The following is a 25,530-nucleotide window of genomic DNA, read 5'->3' as shown; positions in this document are numbered from 1 at the left end:
ATTTTTTATCTCCATTTAATCTCCGATATGATGAAAATACTGATTCGTTTCTCTCTTTTCCTGACTTTTATTTCCAACTATTTCATAACTCAGGCTCAATGCAACTGGACTCAGATTTATTATGAATCCTATGAGTACACGACTACCATTCCATACTTATTGCCGGGAACGACGTATCAAAATACACCCCAACAATGGGCAGGATGTATCCGGACAGGTTCTTATGGAATGTATATGAACATTGTGGATGGTTACATCGGTCAACTTTATTCACAACCTTTTCAAAACATGTGTGTTGGGCAGAATTACCGTTTCAGCTTTTCTACACGTGATGCATTTACAAGCACCAATAACCTAACTATTTCAGTGAAAGATGCCAATGGAGTTACCTTGGTTAGTCAGAATGTCATTAACGGAAGCACTTGGAATGATATTACGATGGTATCTTTTGGAGCAACCACCACTACTTTAACCTTTGAAATTGTCACCAACACAGCCGGAACAGGAGGAAATGATGTTGGATTTGATGATCTGAGATTATTTCAATGTAACCCGACTCCGCATAACTATGCAGTAACAGAATGCCTTTCAACACCTTCATTGAATTTGTATAATTCAATCGGGAGCCCCGTGTTGTCTTCTTCAGGAGTTTGGAGCGGACCCTCAACTTTGACCAATAACCATTTGGGAACCTTTACTTCAGGGGTGAATACAAATGGACTCTATACTTATACTATTGATGGAGCACCGGGATGTGCTGATTCAGTAGCAAATCTAAATGTGGCGTTTATTCAAACTCCAACATTAAATCCAATTGCAAATGTGATTACGTGCTCTTCTTATATTTTGCCTGCAATAACTGGTACTTCCATGAGTGGAAATCAAAAATATTATACCGGACCGGGTGGAACAGGAACCGTTTTAAATCCGGGTACGAGTGTCAATACTTCTCAAACCTTATATGCTTATGATGGAACTACCGGTTGTTCGGATGAGGTTTCATTTACGGTAACTTTTTTACCGCCTCCCGTAATCAGTGTTTCAGCTAACGATACCATTTGTAACGGAGAAGCAGCGGTTTTTACAGCATCTTCTTCCGGAAACGGGATGACTTATGTGTGGACTCCGGGGAATCTTACCGGTAGTTCAATTTCTGTCACACCATCTGCATCAACTATTTATTCGGTTATCGGAACAGATGCAAATGGTTGTGTTTCGAATATTGTTTCGTCAGCTGCAATTGTCAAACCAAAGCCGGTGGTAACATTGCAACTGTCAGATGATACGATTTGCGTAGGAAGTCCGGTTCAGTTAATAGCATCCTCTTCAGTTAACGGAACCAATTTTCTTTGGAATGACGGAAATACGCAAGCGATTCGAGTGATTTCTCCTGCGATCACAACTACTTATACGGTGGTTGGCACTTCTCCGAACGGTTGCACCGATACCAAGTCTGCTTCTGTTTTAGTCATTCCGGTTTTGTCTGTTTCCATATCCGGAACTCCCGACTTTTGCGATGGATCTTCAACAATTCTTAGCGCAACACCAATTATTCAGGGATTGACTTACGTTTGGTCACCTTCCGGAAGCACTGGTCAATCTATGATTGTGGACAATTCAAACGTGGGTTGGATTTATTTGGAAGGTTCTTTTTTCAACTGTCCTGCGGGAAAAGATTCGGTTCTGACAGGTGTGCTGCCGAACCCGGAGATTACCGTTCCTGCCGATTTTCTGGTTTGTCCGGGAGATCCGATTGTTGCAACAGTAAGCTCTGATTTGCCGAATAGTTCTTTTGTATGGATGCCGGGTAATTTTTCAGGGAATACCAATACACTTGTTTCCAATGGATCAATGACTTATTACGTTTATGCTCAAAATGGAAATTGTGTCTCAGAAGTGGATTCATTCTTTGTAGATATGTCACTTGCATGTTCGATGGAAGTTCCCAATATTTTCACACCAAATAATGATCAAAAGAATGATTATTTCTCTTTGATTTCTTATTCAGGTCTTGCTTCTTTGAATATAGTGATCACCAATCGTTGGGGAAATGTAATCCAAGAATACGACAAACCCGATTTCAAATGGGATGGAAAAGATCGAAATGGAAATGCGGTTCCGGAAGGAGTTTATTTTTACAACGTTGTTGCCAAAACCGGTTCCGGAGAAGAATTAAAACAACAAGGATTCGTTCAATTATTCAGATGATCAAAATGGAATTTTAGCTTTAAAAAGCATCATAGGGATCAGGCAAATCTTAGGAATGGAGTTGATGTGAAATTTGTTTTCACGGGATCGTTTCCATTTCTTTCAGATGGAGCTTCCAAATTGAGCTGCAAAATCAGAACGGGTAATTTAATATTCATTAATTTTACTCTTGTATGACAACACAGAAACAAATACTGGTAACAGGTGGAGCAGGATTCATTGGATCGCATTTGGTGCGCCTTTTGGTGAACAAATACCCATCCTATCATATAGTAACGTTTGATTCGCTCACATATGCCGGAAATCTCTCCAATTTGAAAGAGGTGATGGATTCAAAAAATCACACTTTTTTCAAGGGAGATATTACTTCTGAACAAGATGTGAAAGACGCATTCGAAAAACATCAGATTACAGATGTCATTCATTTAGCAGCTGAATCTCATGTAGACAGATCCATTGAAGGACCAATGGAATTTGTGCATACCAATGTCGTCGGAACAGTGAATCTGATGAATCAGGCAAGAGCTTATTGGGATACATTGGAAGGACATGTGTTTTACCATGTTTCAACCGATGAGGTTTTCGGATCGCTTGGTCTGGAAGGGTTTTTCACAGAAACTACTCCTTATGATCCGAGAAGCCCTTATTCTGCTTCAAAAGCTGCTTCAGACCACTTTGTTTCAGCTTATTATCATACTTACGGATTCCCGGTGAAAAGATCCAATTGTTCCAATAATTACGGAAGCAATCACCATCCGGAAAAATTGATTCCATTGATGATCAACAACATTCTGAACAAGAAACCATTGCCTGTTTACGGTGAAGGGATCAATGTGAGGGATTGGTTGTGGGTGGAAGATCACGCGCGGGCAATAGATGTCATTTTTCATCAGGGCGCAGTCGGTTGTAATTACAATATCGGTGGTTGGAATGAGTGGAGAAACATTGACCTGATTCACGAACTCTGCTTCATTATGGATCAGGAATTGGGACGTAAGGAAGGTGAAAGTGCCGAATTGATCACTTATGTGAAAGATCGCGCCGGACATGATTTGCGTTATGCGATCGATGCTACCAAGCTCTTTGATGAGTTGGGTTGGAAACCAAGTATTACCTTTGAAGAAGGTCTTCGAAATACGGTGCGTTGGTACATTGAAAATCAGGATTGGGTGAAAGAGGTAACCTCAGGAGCATATCAGGATTATTACAAGAACATGTATAATAAGCGTTAAAATGGGACTTCTAAATGTGTTTAATCGACAAAAAAAGGAAGCTGCCGATCTGGGCGGGAAACTCCTGGTTGATATTCACAGTCATTTGCTTCCGGGAATTGATGACGGAGCTCCGACAATGGACCACACGATCGGAATGCTTCGGAAGTTTGAAGAATTGGGATACCAAAAATTGATCCTAACCCCTCATATCATGTCCGGAGTTTATGACAATACTTCCGAGATCATTTTGAATAAATTGGAGGAAGTGAGAGCAGTCAGCCGCGATTTGGGATTGAAATTGGTTCTCGAAGCTTCCGGAGAATACTATTTTGACGAAACGCTGTTTGAGCGAATTCGAAACAAAGACTTATTGCCATTTCATGGAAATCACCTCCTGTTCGAGTTTTCTTTCAGAAATCAACCTTCTCAGGTGGAAGAATTGGTTTTTCAATTACAATCTGCTGGATATCAACCTATTTTAGCTCATTTTGAGCGGTACATTTATTTTCATTCCTCCATTGAAGTTGCGAAATCCCTTCGGGAACGGGGCTGTTTCATCCAGGTGAATCTGAATTCTTTTACGGGACATTATGGTCCGGAGGTGAAAACTCAGGCAATACGACTTCTGAAAGCCGGATTGATCGATATTTTAGGAAGTGATTGCCACCGGATCCAACATCTTGAATCAATCGAGAGGTCGTTGAAAGAACCACTTTTTCATCAAATACTCGAATTACAGGTCAAGAACAGCTTGTTTCTCTAAGAGTCAGATTTCCATTTGGTTATTTGTTAAAATTTCTTTGGAAAGTTCGTTTTTTTAAATTAATTTTTCACTTGTTCCTGATCCGCTGTGGCGGACGGGATTGATTCCAATAGAAATAGTTACTACTTGTAAAAAACACCACTATGGAAAATTATCTTGGATTGGGCGTAGGAATTATCGCAATTATAACCGCCTTTTTAACGAATTCAGCATTTCTTTTTAAAACTTCATTAAGCATCGCAATCATCTGTCTGATCATTGCCTTGACTAATGGATTTGAGCAAGACCCGTCGCTGGAACTAATTTGCTTTACCCTGATTGGAATCATTGCCCTTGGGTATCTGATTTCGTTTCTTCCTGAAAAGATCCGGATGGCAGCACCTTATTTTGTCGGGTTTTTGGCACTTATTCCGATTGGAGCAAAGGCGAATTATCAGGGATTTGAGGTAGATTGGACCATGGAAGTGGCTTTATTCGCAATAATTGGCTCAATTATTCCGCTTTTTGCGAAAATAAAGGATTGGTTTGCTGTTCGGTGGTTTGGAGCGGATAAGGCCGAATTCAGTACGGCAGTTTCGCTCGTTTACCTGGGAATCTTTGTTTTTGCAGCGTCATTTGTAGTTTCCACTTTTGGAGTGATCCTGTTAGCTACCGGATTTTTTGCAGCTAATTTAGGCTTGCGATCGAACAATGGATTGCAACTCGGAATTTTACTTTTCGCCGTTGCCTGGCTTTTCTATTCCTTGAACGCATTGGATGGCGTTTCGGATTCCTTACTGAAAGGAAACCTGTGGATGGGAATATTGGCAGGTTTGGGTTCTCTTTGGGCTTGTAAATCGATTAAAAGCGAAAAGGCACGGGTCTTTTTAAGTTTGTTTATTCCTTTGCTGATCATCGGAGTGCTGGTGAGTTTTGGATTGGCCAATGAAAATTTTGGTGGAACACCGACCTTATTGGGAGCAATTATCGGTTCGTCACTGGCACTTGCTTTAATTGAGCAGCCTGATTCGGAAAAACCGTTCCAGGGAATGTTGCTACCACTTATTTTAATTGGATTTACCGGTCCGGTAGATCACTGTCTCCAACCTGAAAAATTAAAAGTCGAAACACTTTTGGCAGATTCAGATACCGAATCAAATCAAATAGCTGAAAAAGAGGATGTGATGGCTATCCCGGCAATAGCGCTTTCCGATGGAGATGCAGGAGCCTGGAAAAGTGTAGCTGAAAACTCGAAACTGGAATTTGAAGTCGGTCCTGTTGCCAGTCGAACCGCGGGAGCAATCAAGGATTTCAAGGTTGATCTGCAATTGGATAAATCGGCTATTTTGAAAAGCCTGGATGTGGAAATGAAAAGTGGAAGTCTGACTACATTTAATGACATCCGCGACGAATCGGTATTAGGGGATGAATTCATTGAATCCGGGAAGTATCCGAAAATCACCTTCCACTCCAAGAACATCGAAAAAGTAGGGGAGGATTACAAGATAACAGGCGATTTGGAATTTGTGGGAATGAAGGAAGAAGTGACCATTCAGTTGCGGTTTGTATCAAAACTGGAAAAAGATGGAGACGAGGTCCTTGTTTTTGTGGGTAAAACTGCAGTGGATCGAACAAAACATCAGATGACCTCCGATTCTAAAATTGGAGATTTGGTCGACGTGACTTTTGAAGTGGCAGTAGCCCGATAATAGATTTTAGGCACTTATCTGAAGGAGTAAAGACAGAAAGTTGTATTTTTCATGCGTGAAAGTGCTTTTTCTCTGTCTTTTTCTTCTTAGTGCGGCTAGTGTTTCAGCACAACTGGCAGACACTACCTGGAACAAGCGGTCCTATTGGGTTGCAGGAACTGATTTAGCCTTGGGAGGAGGAAGTGTTGCGTTACTTTCAGCAGTTTGGTATCAGGATTATCCGAAATCCAAATTTCATTCTTTCAATGATTCGAAGGAATGGCTTTACATGGATAAATTGGGACATGCTTATACGGCATACCAATTATCCAGGGTGAATTATGCTGCCTGGCGATGGGCAAGGATGCCCAGACAAAAAGCAACTATCCTTTCAGGTGGAATCGCATGGACTTATCAGCTTTCAGTAGAGGTTTTGGATGGATTCAGTGCCGAATGGGGGTTTTCCTGGGCCGATCTGACTGCAAATACCGCTGGAGCGGGTTTGTTTATCGGTCAACAATTGGGCTGGGATGAACAGCGTTTTCAGCTGAAGTTCGGATATAAACCATCTCCCTATGCTGCGATTCGCCCCAATACCTTAGGCTCCAATTTCCCGGAAAGACTGTTGAAAGATTACAATGCCCAAAGTTATTGGCTTTGCGTGGCTCCGGGAACCTTTTTCAAGGAATCACGCTTCCCGAAATGGATTCAGATCGGGTTTGGTTATAGCATTGATGCCAAATTGAATGGAGATTCAAATACTTATACCGATTTGAGTACGGGCAGAACCTATTTTGCGAAACAGGAATATGCTATTTCCCTAGACCTGGATTGGTCGCAATTACCCATCAAAAGACCTTGGTTAAAAAAGTTATTGAAACCACTTAATACAGTTAAAATACCTTTGCCGGCTGTGTTTTGGCGAAATGGGGTCTGTTATTTTGGACTATTTTAGGTAAATTCATAAGAGAATCAAATGTATCAAAAATGGAAAGTAAACTTTTTCAAATTGACAGTCCGAATGGCACCATAAGAGGAAATCAGGTCTCTTGCGGAGTAGATTCACCAATCGTTTTGATGGCTTGTGGGCACAATGGATTTTATCACTTTGGAATGTTTCCGACGATTCAGCAGGTGTTTGCTGAGAAAGGAATTTCTTCCGTAGCATTTAATTATACGCATTGCGGAATTTCGGATGATGGTGATTTTTTCGATGACCTGGAAAGCTATAAAGCCAATTGCCGCAGGTTGGAGGTGGAGGATCTGACTTTTATAGCGAAAGAAATCGGGACCAATCCAATCTTTCATAAAACCGATCAATTATTCCTTTTCGGTCATAGCATGGGAGGTTTTTCTGCCATGTTTGCTTCGAAATCCATTCAAGAGTCAGGAATCAAACTTTCCGGGATTATCCTGCTGAATTCCATGCGGACTTTGGATGTGAGAACTCCTGAAATCATGGAGGAATGGAAAGCGAATGGCGTTTATTTCAGACCCAATATGCGAACTAAACAAGATCTGCCTCAAGGACCTGAATTCCTGGCCGAAACATTGGCGAGTGATACAACCTGGAATATGCAGCAGGTTGTTGAAAAGTTACTGATTCCTTGTTTTGTGGCGCATGCTGTAGATGATGAATCCGTTCCTTTTGAGCATGGCAGAACGATTTTCTCCTGGGTGTATAAAAACAATTCTCAAAATGCGTTTCTCCCGATTCCGAATGCGGGACATACCTTGAATACAACCCATCCCATGAAACGGGATTCGGAAGAATTGCAGTTTTTCTGCGGACAGGTGATTGATTGGATGAAATTGGTGTAAAATAAAAATGGTAGGGACGCGATGCGTCGCGTCCCTACTGGTATTTTTATTTTTCAAATTTCTTAAAGATCACCGTGGCAATATGCCCTCCAAATCCAAAGGTATTACTCATTGCATAGGTAATTTCCTTCGGTTTCGCCGTTTGCAAAGGGAAGTCAAACAGATTTTTGAAATCAGGTTCTATCTCTGTGGTATTGATTGTTGGAGGAACCACTGAATCCTGGATTCCAAGGATACAAGCAATTGCCTCAACAGCTCCTGCAGCTCCAAGCAAGTGACCCGTCATCGATTTTGTTCCGGAAACACTCAAGGATTTTCTTTCACCGAATACACGTCTCAAGGCGATCAATTCACTGTTGTCACCTTGTGAAGTGGAAGTTGCATGCATATTGACATAATCAATCTGGTCCGGAGTGATCTCTGCATCGCGCATCGCTTCTTCCATTCCCAAAACTGCTCCGTCTCCTTCCGGATGTGTTCCTGTCAAGTGATAAGCATCAGCAGCCATTCCACCACCAACAACTTCCGCGTAGATTTTTGCTCCACGTGCAACAGCGTGCTCGTATTCTTCCAAAATCACAGCTGCAGCTCCTTCACCCATCACAAAACCATCGCGTGATACGTCGAACGGGCGAGATGCCGTTTCAGGAGAATCATTGCGTTTGGATAAAGCCTGAGCGGAAGAGAATCCTCCCATTGCTGATTCCGTAATTGCAGCTTCAGAACCACCTGAAATGATCATGTTGGCTTTTCCCCACTTGATGTAGTTAAATGCATCGATCATGGCGGTATTGGATGTTGCACAAGCAGAAACGGCACAGTAATTAATTCCGCGTAATCCATATTCCATGGAAATAATCCCTGAAGCGATATCAACCAGGATGCGTGGGATAAAGAATGGGGTGAAACGCGGGGTTCCATCTCCTTCACAATATTCTTTCATCTGGTCCTGGAAGGTTTGAATCCCACCATTTCCGGATCCCCAAATCACTCCGATGCGATCCCGGTTCAGTTCTTCAAAATTGATTCCGGCATCTGCAACAGCTTCCCGAACCGCAACTAATGCGTATTGGGAAAAGGGGTCGTATTTTCGAATTTCTTTTACATCAAAATGTTCTGATGGAGTATATCCTTTCACTTCGCAAGCGAAAGTTGTTTTGAATTTTGATGTGTCAAATTTGGTAATGGGTGCTGCACCACTTTTTCCAGCTTTCATGTTGTTCCAAAAATCAGGAACGTTATTTCCGATTGGCGTAAGGGCTCCCAAACCGGTAATTACAACTCTTCTTGTCATAACAGATTATTTTCGATTAACGGTATAAATTTATTCTAATAGGTCACTTCGACTACGCTCAGTCACCTTTCGTTCAGCGAACTATTAAATTGAAAAGGTGGCTGAGCGTAGTCGAAGCCCATTTTCAATTCTATAAAAATCCCAATTCCAATTTAGCTTCCTCGCTCATCATATCCTTGTCCCATGGCGGGTCGAATACAATATGGACATGTGCTTCCGAAACCCCTTCCACACTTTCCACTTTCTCTTTCACATCTTTCGGTAAGGATTCCGCTACCGGACAGTTTGGAGAAGTCAGGGTCATATCGATTTCAACAACCCCCTCTTTTGAAATGCGCACTTCGTAGATCAGTCCGAGTTCGTAAATATCAACCGGAATCTCAGGGTCGAATATGGTTTTCAGTATGTCAACTATTTTATCTTCTAAATGTTCCATCTTATTTTGGGATTGCTGACAATGCCAGGATTTTGATTTTTTTAACCATGCTCACCAAACCATTAGCACGAGTCGGTGAAAGATGTTCCTGAAGTCCGATTTCGGAAATGAAATGAAGGTCACTCTTCACGATGTCTTCCGGTTTTTCGTTGTCGTAAACGCGAATGAGCAGACCGATGATTCCTTTCGTAATAATCGCATCGGAATCTGCTGTCAACCGGATTTTGTTGTCCTGATCGATCGTTGCATCTAACCAGACACGGCTTTGACAACCTTCTATCAGTCGGTCTTGCGTTTTTTTGTCCGGATCAATTAATGGCAACTCTTTTCCAAGTTCAATGATGTATTCGTATTTCTCCATCCAGTCATCGTAGATGGCAAAGTCGTCAATGATTTCTTGTTGTTTTTCTTGAATATTCATGGTGTCCTCTTAACCTAGCATGGAAATACTCTTTTCCACTGCAGCTATAAATTGGTCTATTTCTTCTCGTGTATTGTAAAATGCAAAGGATGCTCTGACAGTTCCCGGAATCTGATAAAAATCCATCAAAGGTTGTGTACAATGATGTCCTGTTCTGACTGCAATTCCTTGTTTGTCCAAAAGCGTTCCGATATCGAAGGGGTGAATTCCCTGTACATGAAAAGAAACAACTGAAGTTTTGTTTTTTGCTGTTCCGATCAAGGTAAGATTTTCAAAGGTTTCCAGCATTTCCTGCGCGTATTCTGTCAGATCACGCTCGTATTCCTCCAATTCTTTTGAATTGAATTGGTTCAGGTAATTCAAAGCTGTTCCCAAACAGATTCCTCCGGCAATATGTGGAGTGCCGGCTTCAAATTTGAAAGGCAATTCGTTATAAGTCGTACGTTCGAAAGTCACTTTTGAAATCATATCACCGCCACCTTGATAAGGAGGCATTTCATCCAGAAGCGCTTCTTTTCCGTAAAGAACCCCGATTCCCGTTGGTCCGAAAACCTTATGTCCCGAAAAAACAAAGAAATCGCAATTCATTGCGCGCATGTCTACTTTGGTATGTTGGATACTTTGGGCTCCATCGATCAACACTTTCGCGCCGACAGCATGTGCTAGTTCAATGATTTTTTCCACCGGATTGATGGTTCCCAAACTATTCGAAATATGCGTGATCGCAACCAATTTGGTTTTTGAGGAAAGCAAGTTTTGATAGTCTTCCAAAAGTAATTCACCGCGTTTGTTGATAGGAATGACTTTTAAGACCAATTTTTTGCGTTCAGCAAGCATTTGCCAAGGAACAATATTGGAATGGTGCTCCATGGAAGAAATAATGATTTCATCTCCTGCGCTAAGCAATTCACCAAAAGAAGAAGCTACGAGGTTAATCCCGTCTGTCGTTCCTTTTGTGAAAATGATTTCCTCTTTTTTTTCCGCGTTAATGAACCGGCGAATCGTTTCACGCGCATCCTCGTATTCTGAAGTTGCCTTTTGACTCAAATGATGGACTCCACGATGAATGTTCGCATTGTCCATGCTGTAATATTGGTTAATCGCATCCAACACCATTTGTGGCTTTTGAGAAGTGGCACCGTTGTCAAAATAGATCAGGTTTTTTCCATATACCTGTTGACGTAGCGCTGGGAAATCTTGGCGAATCTCACGCACACTCATTTTTCTTGTTGCTGCATTTTCCATAGTACAAAGATAGTTAAATGCTATTTGTATAGGTTCTAAATAAGATTAATTTCCAACCTTTTTATTTTAGCTGTATCTTAGCTTTAAATTGATTAAAAATGAAGGTCTTATACCTATTACTTATTTTGGTGGTTGTTGGAACAGGTTGTGAAAAATACAACTTGAAACAACCGGCTTACCTAGGGTTGAACTGGAGATTCCATTCGACATGCAATAGTATGGGGAATGTGACCATTGATAAAGGATTCTTTTACTCTAAGGAATTTACTGTTTCCGGCACACGCCAGAAAGGTTCGGCAGTCGAAATAACAAAAAGTTTACCTGTTCAGAAAGTACAGTTTTCTATTCAGGATGATTTGGGAATTTCTCTGGATGTTCCAATGGGAGATTATATTGAGTTTTCGTTAAATACGATTATTGATAAATCGAATAATCCATCTATAAGGTTAGAAGGAACTTATACAAAAGGTACCGAAGTCTTTCCTTTAGTAATTGAATGGGCAGATACAGATGTGTTAAATTTTAAAGTTTTGAATCCGTTTTCATTGAAAAAAAAGAAAAATTACAAAATCTTCATTGGGTTTGATGTTGCCAAATTGTTTTTAAATGTCTCCACTAATGTCTTGTCATCGAGTCCCACTTATAATGAAAATGGAGTTCCTACAAAAAAAATAAATAGCGTTGATACCCCGATTCTTTTTAATCAAATCAATGAACAATTACCAAATGCTCTGTTACTAACCGTTGAATAAATGTCAGCAGAGTACAAAGATATCATCGAAGGATGTGCAAATTGGGAACGAGCTGCACAGGAACGGTTATATCGTCTTTTCTCCAAAGACCTGTTCAAGGTTTGCAAGCTGTATGGCTCGGACACGCAGGATGCAGAAGACATGCTGCATGATGCGTACATGCATATCTATAAGAACATCGGATCCTATACGTTTACAGGTTCATTCGAAGGTTGGATGCGGAGAGTGACGGTGAACTGCTGTCTTCAAACCTTACGGAAACGGAAAAATTTCACTCAATTGGGCGATATTCCTTACATCGATCAGGAAGAAACCGAATTGGAAACAGGAATTCCTTTTGCAAAAGTGTTGGAGGAAATCAACTTATTGCCTACAAAAGCCGGATTGGTGCTGAAATTATATGCTTTGGAAGGATGGTCGCATTCTGAGATTGCAGAGGAACTGGAAATCTCGGTGGGGACTTCCAAATCCCAATTGAATTACGCACGTTCCGTATTAAAACAAAAATTGGTCTCTTAAAATATAATGGCTGAAGAAAATCTAAATAATTCAAACAGGGAGTTTAAATCGCTTCAAAAATCCTTCGGGAATTGGGATACGGGTATGCCGTCTTCTGATGTCTGGGAGAATTTGGAGGCTGATTTGGCTGTTTCTGCTGTTTGGGATCGTTTGGATGAAACGTTGGAAGCGAATGGAAGTTCTGCAGATAAAGTATTGACTGAAGCTTATGAAAATTGGTCACCGAATAACTCAGGGGATGGCTGGTCCAAACTGGAAGAGCAACTTTCAAGGGAACGCGTTTGGACCCGTTTGAACACGACATTAAGTTACCCGATCACAACGAGCATTCCTTGGGTGAAAATGGCTGCGGCTTCACTTATTTTCACGTTCCTGGCATTCTATACGGATCGTTACCGCGTTGCAGACACGAAACAAGAAAGTCTTTTTGCATTTAATACGGCTGAAAACGGAACGAATTCGGAAGCTTCAGGTAATCGTCAAATTGCGCAAGGAAATACTTCTTCTGTTGATGGAACGAATCCGGTTCCTGCCAATGAAGTCGTGAACGGAATAGCGGAGCAAAAAACAAACGCTCAGAAACAATTGGCTTTGACGAATCCGAACAACAGACAAACCAATGAAAAAGGGATAGATAACGATGCAATCAATGCGAATCAAAACCGGACTCAGAATAATACAGTTCAAACAAACGAACCGAAAGACAACGTTGCGTTGACTTCGAAAGAGGAAACAAATACGGATTTAAATGACTTGGCAACTTTGGATGAGTTAGGTCGAAAAGAGATTTCGGTTCAACCGGGTGTAATCGGAGACTTTGAATTCTTGCCTTACAAATCCCCATTCAAGCCGCGATTCAGTGCCTTGGTGGGTGGCCAATTTGCCTTTATCAATGAGAAAGACAGAAGTGCATTCTCCAGTTCAATCCCTTCCATGGGAATAGCTGCAGATTTTCAGTATCACTTATATTCCAGACGATTTAGATTCACACAAGATTTAGGATTTAGTCAATATGCACAATCAAACGGAAGTTACGTAAATGGCCGTTATACGAACTCAAACCAAAAGTTGAATACGATTTATTTGATGTCTGCTATCGGATATACCTTTAAAGGAGTAACGTTTTACGGAGGAATTTCTGTGAATCGCTTATTGAATGGCTACGAAGAAAACCGGACAACGATTACGAATGTGTACAATTCAAAGAAATTGCAAGTAGGTGCAACAGCCGGAATTGATTACCACTTCACACCGTTCAGAAATAAGACAGCGCTTGGTTTAGGAATGCAGTATCAGTTTGTTTCCCGATTGAAAAGTGAGAATACCGTATTCAATGACATACAAGGAGTGAAGCTCCAAATAAAATATTCATTTTAATTTCCAACCTTTTAAGATGTGTTGCATCTAAGGGGTAAGAAAGATATTTATTTCGTTATCAACTTCTCCAATGGAGTTTGAAAAATTACTACAAATCAAACGGTAACGAAATAGTCGAGGCAAGGTAGAACTGGCTTGAATAAAGGTCCGTCATTTGACGGACTTTTTTTATGTATTGTATCAATCCCCCTAATTTTTTAAAATACCCGCAGATTTCGCTGAAAACGCAGGTTTAAGTCTGTTTAACAAAGTCATTCTGTTCTCTAGCAAATTATTTGTGGGGATCCAATTATTCATTTCCATGATAGATACCTGCGAAATTTAAATCTGCGTGATCCGTGCTATCCGCGGGAGCATAAGTAGCTATTTCTTCGTAGCAAACAACAAGAATTCCTTATTCCCGTCTCCACCGATAATCGGAGAGTCGATGATTCCTTTGACTTCAAAATGAGAATCTACTGCTGCTTTTTCTATCCGTTGCAAAATTCCCGGATAATTTGCAGCACTTTTCACCACTCCACTCTTGTTCAAAAGGCGCTTCTCCAATTCGAATTGTGGTTTGATCAAAGCAACCAAGGTTCCGCCTTCTTTTACAAAAGAACCGGTGAATGGAAGTACTTTTTCCAGCGAAATGAATGAAACATCGATCACCATTCCATCAACCGGCTCAGGGACATGTGTATTCGTCAATTCACGAATATGTATTTTCTCCAGGTTTGTAATCGCCGGATTGGTGCGAATGCGTTCATGCAATTGTCCGTGACCGACGTCTACGCAAAAAACATGTTTCGCGTCTTTGCTTAGCAATACTTCGGTGAAACCGCCGGTGGAAGCTCCCAGATCAATAAAAGTCTTATCTGCAATCGGGATTTGGAAATGATCGATAGCCTTGAGTAATTTCAGAGCACCTCTTGAAACCCAGGTCAATTCTTCATTTAGAAGCAGGATCTTAGCGTCAACATGAATTTTTTTTCCTGGCTTTTCGACAGAAATACCGTTTACCAAGACATCGCCGTTTTTTATGAGTTCTTCACCACGTGTCCGGGAGGTCACCAAACCTCGATCGACTAATAGTTTGTCTAAACGTTCTTCCATGATGCAAAGTTAATGTAAATAATTACGTCCCAATAGCTATCTGGATCCTAATTCCGAATGTTGAATCTGAAGTGAACTTCCTAAGAAATAAAAATGTGATAATTGATTTAAACTAAAAATCCCGCTCAAAAGGCGGGATTTTGTATTTGTAGAAAAACTTTGTTATTCAATCACCCAATTGAACCGTTCTTTCAATATGTTATGAATGCGGTTTGTTACCGCTTCGTTCTCGATCTTTTGAATCACATCTTCGATGAAAGCACCGACCATCAATTGTCTCGCACTTGCTTCGCTCAAACCTCTTGCCCGAAGGTAGAAAACTGCTTCTTCATCTAATTGACCGGTTGTCGAACCGTGTGAACATTTCACATCATCCGCATAGATCTCCAATTCGGGTTTGCTATTGATTGTTGCATCATCACTCAACAATACGTTTCCATTGGATTGGAATGCATTGATCTTTTGAGCATCCTTACGAACGTAAACCTTTCCGTTGAATACAGCAGTCGCTTTTCCGTCGATCACACCTTTGTACAATTCATTGGAATTGCAATTTGCCACCTTATGGTCTACAATTGTATGATTGTCCACATGTTGATTTCCATTCAGGATATAGGCACCGTTCAGATGTGTCTCACAATTTTGTCCGTCCACTTCAATTGTCAGGTTATTGCGAACCAATAGACCATTTAAAGTGGCTGTATTGATTGTGAAGGTTGAATCGGAGTGTTGATTAACCAATTCGGTTGAAACCTGAAAACAAGATTCATGTTCCTCCTGTAATTTATCAATCGTCATTTTCGCATTCTTTCCAACGTGAATTTCAGAAATCACATTGGTGAAGTTATCCGAACCGCCTACGGAAATAGATCGTTGAATGAACTTGGCTTCCGAAAATGCTTCCGCTACCAATACATGACGCAAATTCGATAGAATAGCGTTTTCTGTATTGATCTGAATGATCTCGATAACGGGTTCGATTTGCATTTTAGCTGAAACATGGACATAAATCCCGTCTGTTGCATAAGCAGTATTGATAGAGGAGAAAACTTCTCCATCCAACAACACACTTCCTCCCAAAACGCGAACTTCAGCTTCATCCATTTTAGAAAGTGGAAGAATTTTCAGTCCCTCTGGGTAAGATTTGGAAGAAAGCTCCTCCGAAAAATGCCCGTTTATGAAAACGTATTGGATCGAATTATCCGACAATCCGAAATTTCCGGTTAATGAAATTGGATTTTCCTGAATCGATAAATTACTGTTTTTGATTTTAGCAACACGTGTATACTTCCAAGCTTCCGTTTTTGTAGTTGGAAAAGGAGTGTTGTCTAAAACTTCAAGTGCTTTTTGACGGAGTGCCGGGTTTAACAAAAAAGTCCCATTCAATTGCCAATTCACACTTGCTGCCGATTCTTTTTCAATGGTTTGCATCTGCATGATTTAATTAATGAGCAAATTCTGCTTTAATCCAGTCGTATCCTTTTTCTTCCAATTCAAGAGCCAATTCCTTCGGACCTGATTTTACAATTTGACCATTGTAAAGAACGTGAACGAAATCGGGCACGATATAATCCAATAAACGCTGATAGTGGGTAATCACGACCGTTGCGTTTTTATCTGATTTCAAAGTATTTACACCGTTCGCAACAATCCGAAGTGCATCGATATCCAATCCGGAATCGGTTTCATCCAAGATGGCTAATTTGGGATCCAACATGGCCATTTGGAAAATTTCATTTCGTTTTTTCTCACCACCGGAAAAACCTTCGTTTACGGAACGGGACGCCAATTTTGCATCCAATTCCACGATAGCAGATTTTTCTTTTACCAATGCCATGAAATCTTTCGCAGAGATTTGAGGTTCACCTCGGTACTCACGAATTTCATTCAATGCGGTGCGTAAAAAATTGACATTCGAAACTCCCGGGATTTCAACAGGATATTGGAATGCTAAAAACAAACCTTCTCTTGCGCGGTCCTCCGTTGCCATTTCAAGTAAGTCAGCACCATCAAACTCAACTGAACCGGCTGTAATTTCGTATTCTTCTCTTCCGGCCAAAACACTTGCCAAAGTACTTTTTCCGGCACCGTTTGGTCCCATGATTGCGTGTACTTCTCCAGCTTTCACTTCCAGGTTCAACCCTTTCAGGATTTCTTTTCCGTCAATAGACGCGTGTAAATTTGTGATCTTTAACATCTTATTTTCGTTTTGCCACCCTCCTCAATCCTCCCTCAAGGGAGGAGGTGATTCAGATCCCCCTTTGGAGGGGGATAAAGGGGGAGGATTTTCCCCGATTAATAATTTATCCTACCGAACCTTCTAAACTAATTGTCAATAATTTCTGTGCTTCAACAGCGAATTCCATAGGTAGTTGGTTCAAAACTTCCTTGCAATATCCGTTTACAATCAAACTGATTGCTTTTTCTTCAGAGATTCCTCTTTGTAAACAATAGAAAATTTGATCTTCTCCGATTTTTGAAGTAGTTGCCTCATGTTCAATTTTGGCACTTGGATTTTTACATTCAATATATGGAAAAGTATGGGCACCACACTCATCGGTCATCAATAATGAATCACATTGAGAGAAATTGCGTGCGTTATGAGCATTCTTATGTATTTGTACCAACCCACGGTAAGAGTTGTGCGATTTTCCGGCAGAAATTCCTTTGGAAATGATGGTGCTTTTGGTGTTTTTACCCAAGTGAATCATCTTTGTTCCTGTATCCGCCTGCTGATGATTGTTCGTTACGGCAACAGAGTAGAACTCTCCGATTGAATTATCTCCTTTTAGGATACAAGATGGATATTTCCAAGTCACAGCTGAACCTGTTTCAACTTGTGTCCAGGAAATTTTCGCGTTTGTTTCGCAAATTCCGCGTTTCGTTACGAAATTGAAAACTCCTCCTTGTCCGTTCTTATCGCCGGGATACCAGTTTTGAACAGTAGAGTATTTAATTTCAGCATCTTTCAATGCTATTAATTCTACAACAGCGGCGTGTAATTGGTTTTCATCACGCTGAGGAGCAGTACATCCTTCCAAATAAGAAACATACGAACCCTCATCGGCAATGACCAAAGTACGTTCAAACTGACCGGTATTTGCTTCGTTGATTCGGAAGTAGGTGGACAATTCCATCGGACATCTTACTCCTTTTGGAATGTAACAGAAAGAACCATCTGTAAATACTGCTGAATTCAGAGCTGCATAAAAGTTATCGGTTGCCGGAACCACCGATCCCATATATTGTTTTACCAATTCGGGATGTTCCTGAACCGCGTCGGAGAAAGAGCAGAAAATGATTCCCAATTCTTTCAATTTGGATTTGAAGCTAGTTGCCACGGAAACCGAATCCATTACAAAATCCACAGCAACTCCGGTTAAACGTTGTTGTTCCTCCAATGAAATCCCCAATTTTGCCATGGTTTCTTTCATCTCAGGATCTACATCATCCCAACTTTCATACTTTTTGGTTTGCTTTGGTGCCGCATAATAAGAAATTCCTTGAAAATTTGGTTTGGGATACGAAATATGTGCCCAAGAAGGTTCAGTCATTTCTGACCAGATCTTATAACAGTTCAATCGGTATTCCAATAACCACTCTGGCTCTTCTTTCTTTGCAGAAATGAACCGAATAATATCTTCGTTCAATCCAAGCGGAGCTCTATCCGATTCGATATCAGTCGTAAACCCGAATTTGTATTCCGAATTTTCTAAATCCTTCGCTAAATCGTTTTCAGTGTAACCCATCTAAATTCTGTACTATTATTATAATGAGAAAGATTCCCCGCAACCGCAAGTTCTTCCTGCATTTGGGTTTGAAAAAATAAATCCTTTTCCATTCAAACCACCTGAGAAATCCAAGGTGGTTCCGATAAGGTATAAAAAGCTCTTTTTGTCAACAACAACCTTAATCCCGTTGTCTTCAAAAGTCTTGTCGTCTGCGTGTTCCTGATTGTCAAATGTAAGTTGGTACATCAATCCGGAGCAACCTCCTCCTTCTACGCCAACCCGAATGAAATAGCCTGCTTTGCCTTCGTCTTCCATCAAGCGAATCGCTTGTTTCTTTGCTTGTTCTGTTACTGTAATCATGACAAGTATGTTGATTCTTTATTTAGATTAATTTTAAATAAAGCTGTATTTCGTTGACAAAAATACCACATTTATGGTATAGGTGCAATAAAAAGACAAAGATTATTGATTGTCGCTGTTATTTTATACTAAATCGTTCAAAATAAATCCATACTCCTAAAATAGTGGAACTTAAAAATTATTTTTTAAACGTTCAAAATGACCGGAATGCTTGATTTATCAAGGTTTTTTAGATGTATTCGTCAATCAAACAGAATCAACTTTCATAGCTTCGTTTTTGAGTTGTAAAACGGTTTCTATTTTTTTGGAAACCCACTGAAATAAGGGCTTTTCAGCTTGATATATCAACGAAAAAAAACGTTGAAAGGGTGCAACTTTTCAAAAATGCGCTTCGTTTTGTTACCGATATGCTTAAGCACCGTTTAATATTGTTATACCTCTACTAAAATGAAGAAATTAATTCTTGTTGGTTTATCTGTCTGCACTATGCATGCACTAGGCCATTCGCAATCAAACACCACTCAACTTTCCAATGGGGTAATTGTACACCAGGCACAAGGAGTAGAAGGAGTGGTTGAACAGACTAAAACTGAACCTGTAAAAGTTCGAACGATACAGGACTGGAATCTTCCGGAATGTATCGATGCATTGGCTCACGTAGAGATGAAGTTAAATGAGACTGCATTAACCGATCGCGAGTATTACCTGAATGAGAAAGCTCTGATTCAGAAAAGAATAAACGAACTTAAATCATCCAATTAGTTATGAAAAAGTTACTTGTCCTACTTGCATTAGCAAGTTCAATGTACAGTCACGCCCAATTGGTACCCAACGGGAATTCCGGATCTTCGATTACATCTTATACCAATGGTGCTCCAAATGATCCGATCTATATCTGGTGTGGAACTACAATCGGTGCGCAGCAAGGAAGTTTAACGGCTACTCCGACAAGTGGAGTGGGACCATATACCTTCAACTGGTTTTATCACGATCAGGCAACTTTTTCCTGGCAGAATTTATCGGTAGAAGTGGGTGACAGCAGTTCGACCATATCAAACCTTGCGAGTGACGGTTACCGAGTTGAAATTCGGGATGCCGCGAACACCATTACAGATTGTTTTACAGCATGGGTCTGGAATCTGAATACCGAAGTGACAGCTTCCAGTTCCTTGTCAAACTGTAATAATGCAGCTTTGTCTTCTACTGTAAATACGACAGGATCATTCTCTTATTACAATCCACCGCCACCAAAATCTTTGATTAACGTAAATACGGAAATCCAGGTTTGTTTTACTGCCGATCATACATTCGTGTCGGATTTAGCATTCTATTTGGTTGGTCCACCGGCCTGCGGTTCCCCAACGATCTTATTACTTCCTAATCCCGGAGTAATTGGTCAGGGATCGACGTGTAACAGTGGTGATAACATCAATAACCTTTGTTTTACAACCGTTCCGAGTGGAAATATAGATGTATGTAACCCTAGCCCTTCTTCTTTAGGAGGAACTTACAGTACATACGGTCCTTCCAACACTCCGATCAATTGGTCCAGTTTGATTGGTTGTAATGCTGCTGCCGGAGGATGGGCTGTTCAGATTTACGATTGTATTGGCGCTGACGTCGGTGCTCTGACAAATGCCGAAATTACCTTCTCCAATTTAACGTCCATTTGTGGTTCTCCGACTTCTATCGGATATGGTTCGGGAGCAATTAGTTCTGTAATTAATGATAACTCATGTACGGCAGCTTCAGCATCGATTTTCCAGGTTCCCGTATCACCGATTTTAACTACCCCGATTACCATTACAGCAAATACGACTTTACTTTGGATCGGTCCGGGAGTTTTAAATCCTACTTCTGCCAATACATCTGCAGTTGGTTTGCCTCCGGGAACTTCAACTTTTACTCTGGTAGCTACAACATCTTATGAGAGTACAACCTGTCAATCGTTACCTGCTTCCACAAGTGTGAATGTCATTTATCCTGTCGTTGATGCAGGACCGGATCAGACAGTTTGTATGAACCAATCCGTAACACTTTCCGGTTCGGGAGCGCAAACTTATGCATGGGATAACGGAGTAACGAATGGTGTTCCATTTGTACCGGGTGCCACTGCAACATATACTGTAACAGGAACAGCTGCAAACGGTTGCACGGATACGGATGATGTACTCGTAACTGTTAATACTACAATTCCGGTAAGTGCAGGACCAGATCAGACAGTTTGTCTAGGTCAGCCTGTAACACTTTCCGGTTCAGGAGCACAAACGTATGTTTGGAATAACGGAGTAACGAATGGAGTTGCTTTTAATCCGTCATCTACAATGACGTATTCTGTCACCGGAACTGATACAAATGGCTGCCAGGGAACGGATCAGGTTGTGGTCACAGTAATTTTGGTTCCGACAGCTGTTTTGGGAAGCAATTCAACACTTTCCGGGTATCCGGGATTGGTAGTCGAATTTACAAATGCCAGTTTGAATGCAAATTCCTATAATTTCACTTTTGGGAATGGTGCTTCCTATAGTACAACAAATGTCTCGGCAACGCCAAGCGGTACGTATCAGTCGCCAGGTACTTACACCGTTGTCTTAACGGCAAGTAACGGGGTTTGTCAGGACACATCTCAATTGGAAGTAATCGTTATTCCTTACCCTCTGATGAATATTGTGTCACCGAATATTTTCACACCGAACGGAGATGGAAATAACGATGTGTTTTTCATTCGATTGGAGAATGTGGTCTCAATAGAAGTTACGATCGTAAACAGATGGGGTAATAAAATGGTTACATTCTCCGGATTAAATGCTTCCTGGGACGGAAGAGTTAATGGCAACTTATCAGATGAAGGAGTTTATTTCTATAACTATACAGCAACCGGATTGGATGGTACCACTCAAACCGGACAAGGAAATGTGCAGTTGATAAGAGACTAAACGGATAAACGAATAAAAGTCTAAAAGGTGTGCAGATATTGATATTCAATGATTTGCACACCTTTTTTTGAAATGCAACCTTTTTTGTATATCTTCGTTTACACTACGTTACTTATTGCTACTAAATATGAAACTTATTACTACTCTGATGGGAATCCTGTCAGCATTTTCAATGGCATGGGCTCAGTTTCCCGGATGCCCTAGCATTAATGCCGGATCAGATCAAACACTTACATGCAATCAGCCATGCGCAACATTAAATGCAACACCATTTCATGCCGGAGCAACCACAACTTATACCGTAGGTTCTATTCCACATACCCCACCAATTGCCTATAATCAGGCCGGAGGAACAGGGGTCTCCGTTGGTACTGATGATGTCTGGAGTCCACAAATTACATTGCCATTTACCTTTTGTTATTACGGACAATCGTACACCTCGTGTAAGATTGGATCAAACGGATCGATTAAGTTCGGAACATATGCTCCAACAAGTCAGCCTTGGTCTTTTAGTGCTTCATGCCCTTCAACCAGTCTGACAACGGCAGGTGATATTTTTGGAATTTATCATGACATTGATCCCTCTTATGGAGGTACTGTGAAGTGGTATGTTGTTGGATCGGCACCATGTAGAATATTTGTTGTGTCTTATAACGGTTTGCCTCACTATTCATCCTCTTGTAACGGGAGTGTTTTCTCCACCTTTATGATGGTATTGTATGAAACAACGAATGTGATTGACGTTTATGTCAACAATAAAGGTCTTTGTTCAAGCTGGAATGGTGGTGCAGCAATCATTGGTATTCAAAATCCCGCGGGGACTGCCGGAATTGCAGCTCCTAACAGAAATACTTCACCAAATTGGACCGTTTCAACACCTGAAGGCTGGCGTTTTACTCCAGATGGAGCTCCGATTTATACTACGGAATGGTTTCAGGGTGGAACGAGTATTGGTACTGGGAACACCGTAAACGTTTGCCCTACAGCAACGACAACCTATACTGCTCAAGTAACTTATACTGCTTGTGACGGAACGGTTATCGTCAAGACAGACGATATGATTGTTTCCCCGGATCCATCGACTCCTTCCGGAAATGAAATTGCTTCAGCGCCATCTTCTTGTACAGGATCAACCGGTAGTTTTGAAGTTCAGGGAACAGGTGGGGCAGGTGGTTATCAATATTCAATTGATAATGGAGTGACCTGGCAAACAAGCGGTGTATTTACAAACCTGGCTGGGGGTAACTATACTGTTCTGGTTCAGGATATGAATGGCTGTCAAGGAAGTATTGCCGCTACAGTTGGTCAGCCAAGTACGATTGACTTGACACTTGCAAGCAGTACCAATGTTTCTTGCAATGGTGGTTCAAATGGTTCTGCTGTTACTTCTGTTTCAGGTGGGTTAGCGCCTTTTTCCTATACTTTAAATGGAAGTTCGACCCAATCAACGGGAACCTATTCGAATTTAGCTGCCGGAACTTATACTATTGAAGTGACGGATGCGAATGGATGCACGGATACCCAACCTGTGACCATAACACAACCAACAGTTGTAACGATTTCTTTTGTATCTGCAACAGATGCAAGTTGCTCCGGGAGTGATGGAAGTTTGACAGTATCAGGAGCCGGAGGGACCGGGACATTGCATTATTCTTCGAATGGAGGAGCATCTCAAACAAGTCCGGTATTTAGCAATGTTGCAGGTGGAACCTATACGATTCAAGTTGTCGATGATAATGGATGCCCTGCATCTGTGCCTGCAACAGTTGGTATTGTCAACAATCTAACGGCTCTTTTAATAGATGATCAGGATGTGTCTTGTAATGGATTGAGTGACGGAAGTGTGCAACTCGGAGGAGTAGGAACTCCGATGCCATATACCTATTCTCTTGTGGGAGGTTCTTCTCAGGGATCGAATACATTTACAAGTTTAGCAGTAGGAACATATAATTACGTCGTAACGGACGGGAATAATTGTCACGATACAATTTCAGTTACAATTGCGCAACCCACTCCTGTTAGTGTGACTACGAATACTCCATTATCGATGTGTATCGGTGGTAGTGTAATCATGAATGCTCAAGCAACAGGAGGGAATGGGTCTTACGTTTTCACCTGGAGCAATTCGTTGCCAAACGGATCAAGCAATACAGTCAGTCCGGCAGCGACAACCAATTATACCGTTACTGCAACAGACGCAAATGGATGTGTGGCAAATTCAACCATTCAAGTAACTGTAAATCCGAATCCACCGATTAATGCAGGAATCGATCAAGCAGTCTGCATAGGAAATCCAGTGGTACTAAGCGGTTCGGGTGTACAATCATATAACTGGAACAATGGTGTTTCAAACGGTGTCGCATTTACACCGGCTTCGACACAAACCTATACGGTTACAGGAATAGATGCTAACGGTTGTCAGGGATCAGATCAAGTGGTCGTTACGGTAAATCCGCTACCGACAGTTGATGCGGGGGCGGTGCAAACTGTTTGCCAGGGAACTTCTGTAATATTGAATGGTTCAGGTGCAGTTTCTTATACATGGAATAATGGGGTTACAAATGGTGTTTCGTTTATCCCAAGTTCCACACAAACCTATACGGTGACGGGTACTAATGCGAATGGATGTACCAATACGGATCAGGTAACTATAACGGTCAATCAGCCGGTTCCGGTTAATGCAGGAATTGATCAGTCCGTTTGTCAGGGTGGATCAGTGGTACTAAGCGGTTCGGGTGTACAATCATATAGCTGGAACAATGGAGTTACCAATGGTGTTTCATTTATACCGGGCTCTACGCAAACGTATACTGTGACCGGTACGGACGCCTTTGGTTGTCAGAGTACAGACCAGGTAATTGTAACAATAAATCCGCTTCCAAATGTGAGTGCAGGTACAGACCAATCCATTTGTATTGGAAGTTCGGTGACGCTTTCGGGTTCCGGAGCTCAGACATACGTTTGGAATAATGGAGTTACAAACGGAATTGCATTTACTCCGGGATCTACTCAAACCTATACGGTTACCGGAACTGATGCAAATGGTTGTGTGAATACAGATCAAATTACGGTGACCATTGTTCCGATACCAGTGGCAGTTGTTTCTGCTGATGTAACGGAGGGCTTCCCGGATCTGACAGTGAATTTCGATAATAATTCATTGAATGCTACTAGCTATAATTGGTACTTTGGAAATGGGGCACAGGTGAATTCAAATAATACATCCGGACAGCAATACGTGTATACCAGTCCGGGGGAGTATCTGGTGGTTTTGACCGCTTCGAATGGTTCTTGTGCAGATACGGATAGCTTGTTGATTGTTGTGAATCCGCTTCCGGACCCAATCGTAGTGATTCCAAATATCTTTACTCCAAACGGTGATAATAATAATGACACATTCTTTCTTACTGTCAGTTATGTGAAGTCTGTTAAGGTAACCATCGTAAACCGTTGGGGAGACAAAATGTGTATCTACGATGGTGTTCAAGCTTACTGGGACGGAACAGTTAACGGAAATATAGCTTCAGACGGAGTTTATTTCTTTACATATGAAATAGAAGGGATTAATGGGAAGGTACTTACTGGTCAAGGTAATATCCAGCTGATTAGAAATTAAATAGGAACAGGTGTGTTAGTTGTTAATATTCAAACTAACACACTTATTTGCGTTAAAAGTGTTGATTTATTGAAT

At 41.2% G+C, this 25,530-nt stretch carries 21 protein-coding genes; 12 read left to right on the top strand and 9 right to left on the bottom strand.

All coding sequences use genetic code 11. The features are described from left to right. Nucleotides 1-27: 27 nt before the first annotated feature. The 6 genes from AAG807_RS07360 (at nucleotide 28) to AAG807_RS07335 (ending at nucleotide 7,673) form a co-directional block, all read left to right on the top strand. Nucleotides 28-2,208 carry a gliding motility-associated C-terminal domain-containing protein gene (locus AAG807_RS07360; protein WP_341901990.1) on the top strand — a complete coding sequence of 727 codons (2,181 nt, stop codon included), beginning with the start codon at nucleotides 28-30 and terminating at the stop codon, nucleotides 2,206-2,208. A gap of 173 nt (nucleotides 2,209-2,381) precedes the next feature. After that, nucleotides 2,382-3,440 carry a dTDP-glucose 4,6-dehydratase gene (gene rfbB, locus AAG807_RS07355; protein ID WP_341901989.1) on the top strand — a complete coding sequence of 353 codons (1,059 nt, stop codon included), beginning with the start codon at nucleotides 2,382-2,384 and terminating at the stop codon, nucleotides 3,438-3,440. Between the two features lies 1 nt (nucleotide 3,441). After that, nucleotides 3,442-4,185 carry a CpsB/CapC family capsule biosynthesis tyrosine phosphatase gene (locus AAG807_RS07350; RefSeq protein WP_341901988.1) on the top strand — a complete coding sequence of 248 codons (744 nt, stop codon included), beginning with the start codon at nucleotides 3,442-3,444 and terminating at the stop codon, nucleotides 4,183-4,185. 143 nt (nucleotides 4,186-4,328) lie between these two features. After that, on the top strand, nucleotides 4,329-5,873 hold the full coding sequence (locus AAG807_RS07345; RefSeq protein ID WP_341901987.1) for a YceI family protein: 1,545 nt from the start codon (nucleotides 4,329-4,331) through the stop codon (nucleotides 5,871-5,873). A 55-nt stretch (nucleotides 5,874-5,928) separates the two neighbouring features. Then, nucleotides 5,929-6,807: a DUF2279 domain-containing protein gene (locus AAG807_RS07340; protein WP_341901986.1), complete on the top strand. Its 879-nt coding sequence runs from the start codon at nucleotides 5,929-5,931 to the stop codon at nucleotides 6,805-6,807. Nucleotides 6,808-6,839: 32 nt separating this feature from the next. Further along, on the top strand, nucleotides 6,840-7,673 hold the full coding sequence (locus tag AAG807_RS07335; RefSeq protein ID WP_341901983.1) for an alpha/beta fold hydrolase: 834 nt from the start codon (nucleotides 6,840-6,842) through the stop codon (nucleotides 7,671-7,673). Nucleotides 7,674-7,719: 46 nt separating this feature from the next. On the opposite strand, the gene fabF is transcribed toward AAG807_RS07335, so the two are convergent. The 4 genes from fabF to AAG807_RS07315 all read right to left on the bottom strand — a co-directional run bounded on the left by fabF (nucleotide 7,720) and on the right by AAG807_RS07315 (nucleotide 11,069). Beyond that, nucleotides 7,720-8,967 carry a beta-ketoacyl-ACP synthase II gene (fabF, locus tag AAG807_RS07330; protein ID WP_341901981.1) on the bottom strand — a complete coding sequence of 416 codons (1,248 nt, stop codon included), beginning with the start codon at nucleotides 8,965-8,967 and terminating at the stop codon, nucleotides 7,720-7,722. A 130-nt stretch (nucleotides 8,968-9,097) separates the two neighbouring features. Then, complete coding sequence (locus AAG807_RS07325) at nucleotides 9,098-9,403, bottom strand: SUF system Fe-S cluster assembly protein (protein ID WP_341901980.1); 306 nt, start codon at nucleotides 9,401-9,403, stop codon at nucleotides 9,098-9,100. A 1-nt stretch (nucleotide 9,404) separates the two neighbouring features. Next, the gene (locus AAG807_RS07320; protein ID WP_341901979.1) at nucleotides 9,405-9,824 is read right to left on the bottom strand and encodes a SufE family protein; all 420 of its coding nucleotides are present in this window, start codon (nucleotides 9,822-9,824) and stop codon (nucleotides 9,405-9,407) included. A 9-nt stretch (nucleotides 9,825-9,833) separates the two neighbouring features. Next, a complete protein-coding gene (locus AAG807_RS07315) occupies nucleotides 9,834-11,069 on the bottom strand; it encodes a cysteine desulfurase (protein WP_341901978.1) in 1,236 nt (411 codons plus the stop codon). Between the two features lie 98 nt (nucleotides 11,070-11,167). On the opposite strand from AAG807_RS07315, the gene AAG807_RS07310 reads away from it, so the two are divergent. Genes AAG807_RS07310 through AAG807_RS07300 form a run of 3 tightly spaced genes read left to right on the top strand, consistent with a single transcriptional unit; the run spans nucleotide 11,168 to nucleotide 13,717 of the window. Beyond that, nucleotides 11,168-11,821: a hypothetical protein gene (locus AAG807_RS07310; protein ID WP_341901977.1), complete on the top strand. Its 654-nt coding sequence runs from the start codon at nucleotides 11,168-11,170 to the stop codon at nucleotides 11,819-11,821. Continuing rightward, nucleotides 11,822-12,340, top strand: coding sequence for a sigma-70 family RNA polymerase sigma factor (locus tag AAG807_RS07305; RefSeq protein ID WP_341901976.1), 519 nt, complete (start codon nucleotides 11,822-11,824; stop codon nucleotides 12,338-12,340). A gap of 6 nt (nucleotides 12,341-12,346) precedes the next feature. After that, on the top strand, nucleotides 12,347-13,717 hold the full coding sequence (locus AAG807_RS07300) for a hypothetical protein (protein WP_341901975.1): 1,371 nt from the start codon (nucleotides 12,347-12,349) through the stop codon (nucleotides 13,715-13,717). Between the two features lie 363 nt (nucleotides 13,718-14,080). Here the strand turns inward: AAG807_RS07300 and AAG807_RS07295 are convergent, their stop codons facing one another. The 5 genes from AAG807_RS07295 to AAG807_RS07275 all read right to left on the bottom strand — a co-directional run bounded on the left by AAG807_RS07295 (nucleotide 14,081) and on the right by AAG807_RS07275 (nucleotide 18,903). After that, entirely contained in the window at nucleotides 14,081-14,812 is a 732-nt protein-coding gene (locus tag AAG807_RS07295; RefSeq protein WP_341901973.1) for a TlyA family RNA methyltransferase, read from the bottom strand. A gap of 162 nt (nucleotides 14,813-14,974) precedes the next feature. Next, nucleotides 14,975-16,243, bottom strand: a complete 1,269-nt coding sequence (sufD, locus tag AAG807_RS07290) for a Fe-S cluster assembly protein SufD (protein ID WP_341901971.1) — start codon at nucleotides 16,241-16,243, stop codon at nucleotides 14,975-14,977. A 13-nt stretch (nucleotides 16,244-16,256) separates the two neighbouring features. After that, nucleotides 16,257-17,009, bottom strand: coding sequence for a Fe-S cluster assembly ATPase SufC (sufC, locus tag AAG807_RS07285; RefSeq protein ID WP_341901970.1), 753 nt, complete (start codon nucleotides 17,007-17,009; stop codon nucleotides 16,257-16,259). 106 nt (nucleotides 17,010-17,115) lie between these two features. Continuing rightward, nucleotides 17,116-18,561 carry a Fe-S cluster assembly protein SufB gene (sufB, locus tag AAG807_RS07280; RefSeq protein WP_341901968.1) on the bottom strand — a complete coding sequence of 482 codons (1,446 nt, stop codon included), beginning with the start codon at nucleotides 18,559-18,561 and terminating at the stop codon, nucleotides 17,116-17,118. Between the two features lie 18 nt (nucleotides 18,562-18,579). Next, the gene (locus AAG807_RS07275) at nucleotides 18,580-18,903 is read right to left on the bottom strand and encodes an iron-sulfur cluster assembly accessory protein (RefSeq protein ID WP_294858138.1); all 324 of its coding nucleotides are present in this window, start codon (nucleotides 18,901-18,903) and stop codon (nucleotides 18,580-18,582) included. Between the two features lie 447 nt (nucleotides 18,904-19,350). Between AAG807_RS07275 and AAG807_RS07270 the strand changes: the two genes are divergently transcribed. The 3 genes from AAG807_RS07270 (at nucleotide 19,351) to AAG807_RS07260 (ending at nucleotide 25,455) form a co-directional block, all read left to right on the top strand. After that, a complete protein-coding gene (locus AAG807_RS07270) occupies nucleotides 19,351-19,665 on the top strand; it encodes a hypothetical protein (protein ID WP_341901967.1) in 315 nt (104 codons plus the stop codon). Nucleotides 19,666-19,667: 2 nt separating this feature from the next. Continuing rightward, a complete protein-coding gene (locus AAG807_RS07265) occupies nucleotides 19,668-21,839 on the top strand; it encodes a gliding motility-associated C-terminal domain-containing protein (RefSeq protein ID WP_341901965.1) in 2,172 nt (723 codons plus the stop codon). A 127-nt stretch (nucleotides 21,840-21,966) separates the two neighbouring features. Then, complete coding sequence (locus tag AAG807_RS07260) at nucleotides 21,967-25,455, top strand: gliding motility-associated C-terminal domain-containing protein (protein WP_341901964.1); 3,489 nt, start codon at nucleotides 21,967-21,969, stop codon at nucleotides 25,453-25,455. The last annotated feature ends 75 nt before the right edge of the window (nucleotides 25,456-25,530 follow it).

The sequence above is a fragment of the Fluviicola taffensis DSM 16823 genome (assembly GCF_943372375.1).
Classification (GTDB): Bacteria; Bacteroidota; Bacteroidia; order Flavobacteriales_D; family Crocinitomicaceae; genus Fluviicola; species Fluviicola taffensis_A.
This window is presented reverse-complemented; position numbering and strand designations above follow the sequence as displayed.

What these genes read in the sequence shown, in the direction of transcription:
- AAG807_RS07360 (WP_341901990.1), top strand. Translation starts at nt 28, where the DNA reads ATGATGAAAATACTGATTCGTTTCTCTCTTTTCCTGACTTTTATTTCC.
- rfbB (WP_341901989.1), top strand. Translation starts at nt 2,382, where the DNA reads ATGACAACACAGAAACAAATACTGGTAACAGGTGGAGCAGGATTCATT.
- AAG807_RS07350 (WP_341901988.1), top strand. Translation starts at nt 3,442, where the DNA reads ATGGGACTTCTAAATGTGTTTAATCGACAAAAAAAGGAAGCTGCCGAT.
- AAG807_RS07345 (WP_341901987.1), top strand. Translation starts at nt 4,329, where the DNA reads ATGGAAAATTATCTTGGATTGGGCGTAGGAATTATCGCAATTATAACC.
- AAG807_RS07335 (WP_341901983.1), top strand. Translation starts at nt 6,840, where the DNA reads ATGGAAAGTAAACTTTTTCAAATTGACAGTCCGAATGGCACCATAAGA.
- fabF (WP_341901981.1), bottom strand. Translation starts at nt 8,967, where the DNA reads ATGACAAGAAGAGTTGTAATTACCGGTTTGGGAGCCCTTACGCCAATC.
- AAG807_RS07325 (WP_341901980.1), bottom strand. Translation starts at nt 9,403, where the DNA reads ATGGAACATTTAGAAGATAAAATAGTTGACATACTGAAAACCATATTC.
- AAG807_RS07320 (WP_341901979.1), bottom strand. Translation starts at nt 9,824, where the DNA reads ATGAATATTCAAGAAAAACAACAAGAAATCATTGACGACTTTGCCATC.
- AAG807_RS07315 (WP_341901978.1), bottom strand. Translation starts at nt 11,069, where the DNA reads ATGGAAAATGCAGCAACAAGAAAAATGAGTGTGCGTGAGATTCGCCAA.
- AAG807_RS07310 (WP_341901977.1), top strand. Translation starts at nt 11,168, where the DNA reads ATGAAGGTCTTATACCTATTACTTATTTTGGTGGTTGTTGGAACAGGT.
- AAG807_RS07305 (WP_341901976.1), top strand. Translation starts at nt 11,822, where the DNA reads ATGTCAGCAGAGTACAAAGATATCATCGAAGGATGTGCAAATTGGGAA.
- AAG807_RS07300 (WP_341901975.1), top strand. Translation starts at nt 12,347, where the DNA reads ATGGCTGAAGAAAATCTAAATAATTCAAACAGGGAGTTTAAATCGCTT.
- AAG807_RS07295 (WP_341901973.1), bottom strand. Translation starts at nt 14,812, where the DNA reads ATGGAAGAACGTTTAGACAAACTATTAGTCGATCGAGGTTTGGTGACC.
- sufD (WP_341901971.1), bottom strand. Translation starts at nt 16,243, where the DNA reads ATGCAAACCATTGAAAAAGAATCGGCAGCAAGTGTGAATTGGCAATTG.
- sufC (WP_341901970.1), bottom strand. Translation starts at nt 17,009, where the DNA reads ATGTTAAAGATCACAAATTTACACGCGTCTATTGACGGAAAAGAAATC.
- sufB (WP_341901968.1), bottom strand. Translation starts at nt 18,561, where the DNA reads ATGGGTTACACTGAAAACGATTTAGCGAAGGATTTAGAAAATTCGGAA.
- AAG807_RS07275 (WP_294858138.1), bottom strand. Translation starts at nt 18,903, where the DNA reads ATGATTACAGTAACAGAACAAGCAAAGAAACAAGCGATTCGCTTGATG.
- AAG807_RS07270 (WP_341901967.1), top strand. Translation starts at nt 19,351, where the DNA reads ATGAAGAAATTAATTCTTGTTGGTTTATCTGTCTGCACTATGCATGCA.
- AAG807_RS07265 (WP_341901965.1), top strand. Translation starts at nt 19,668, where the DNA reads ATGAAAAAGTTACTTGTCCTACTTGCATTAGCAAGTTCAATGTACAGT.
- AAG807_RS07260 (WP_341901964.1), top strand. Translation starts at nt 21,967, where the DNA reads ATGAAACTTATTACTACTCTGATGGGAATCCTGTCAGCATTTTCAATG.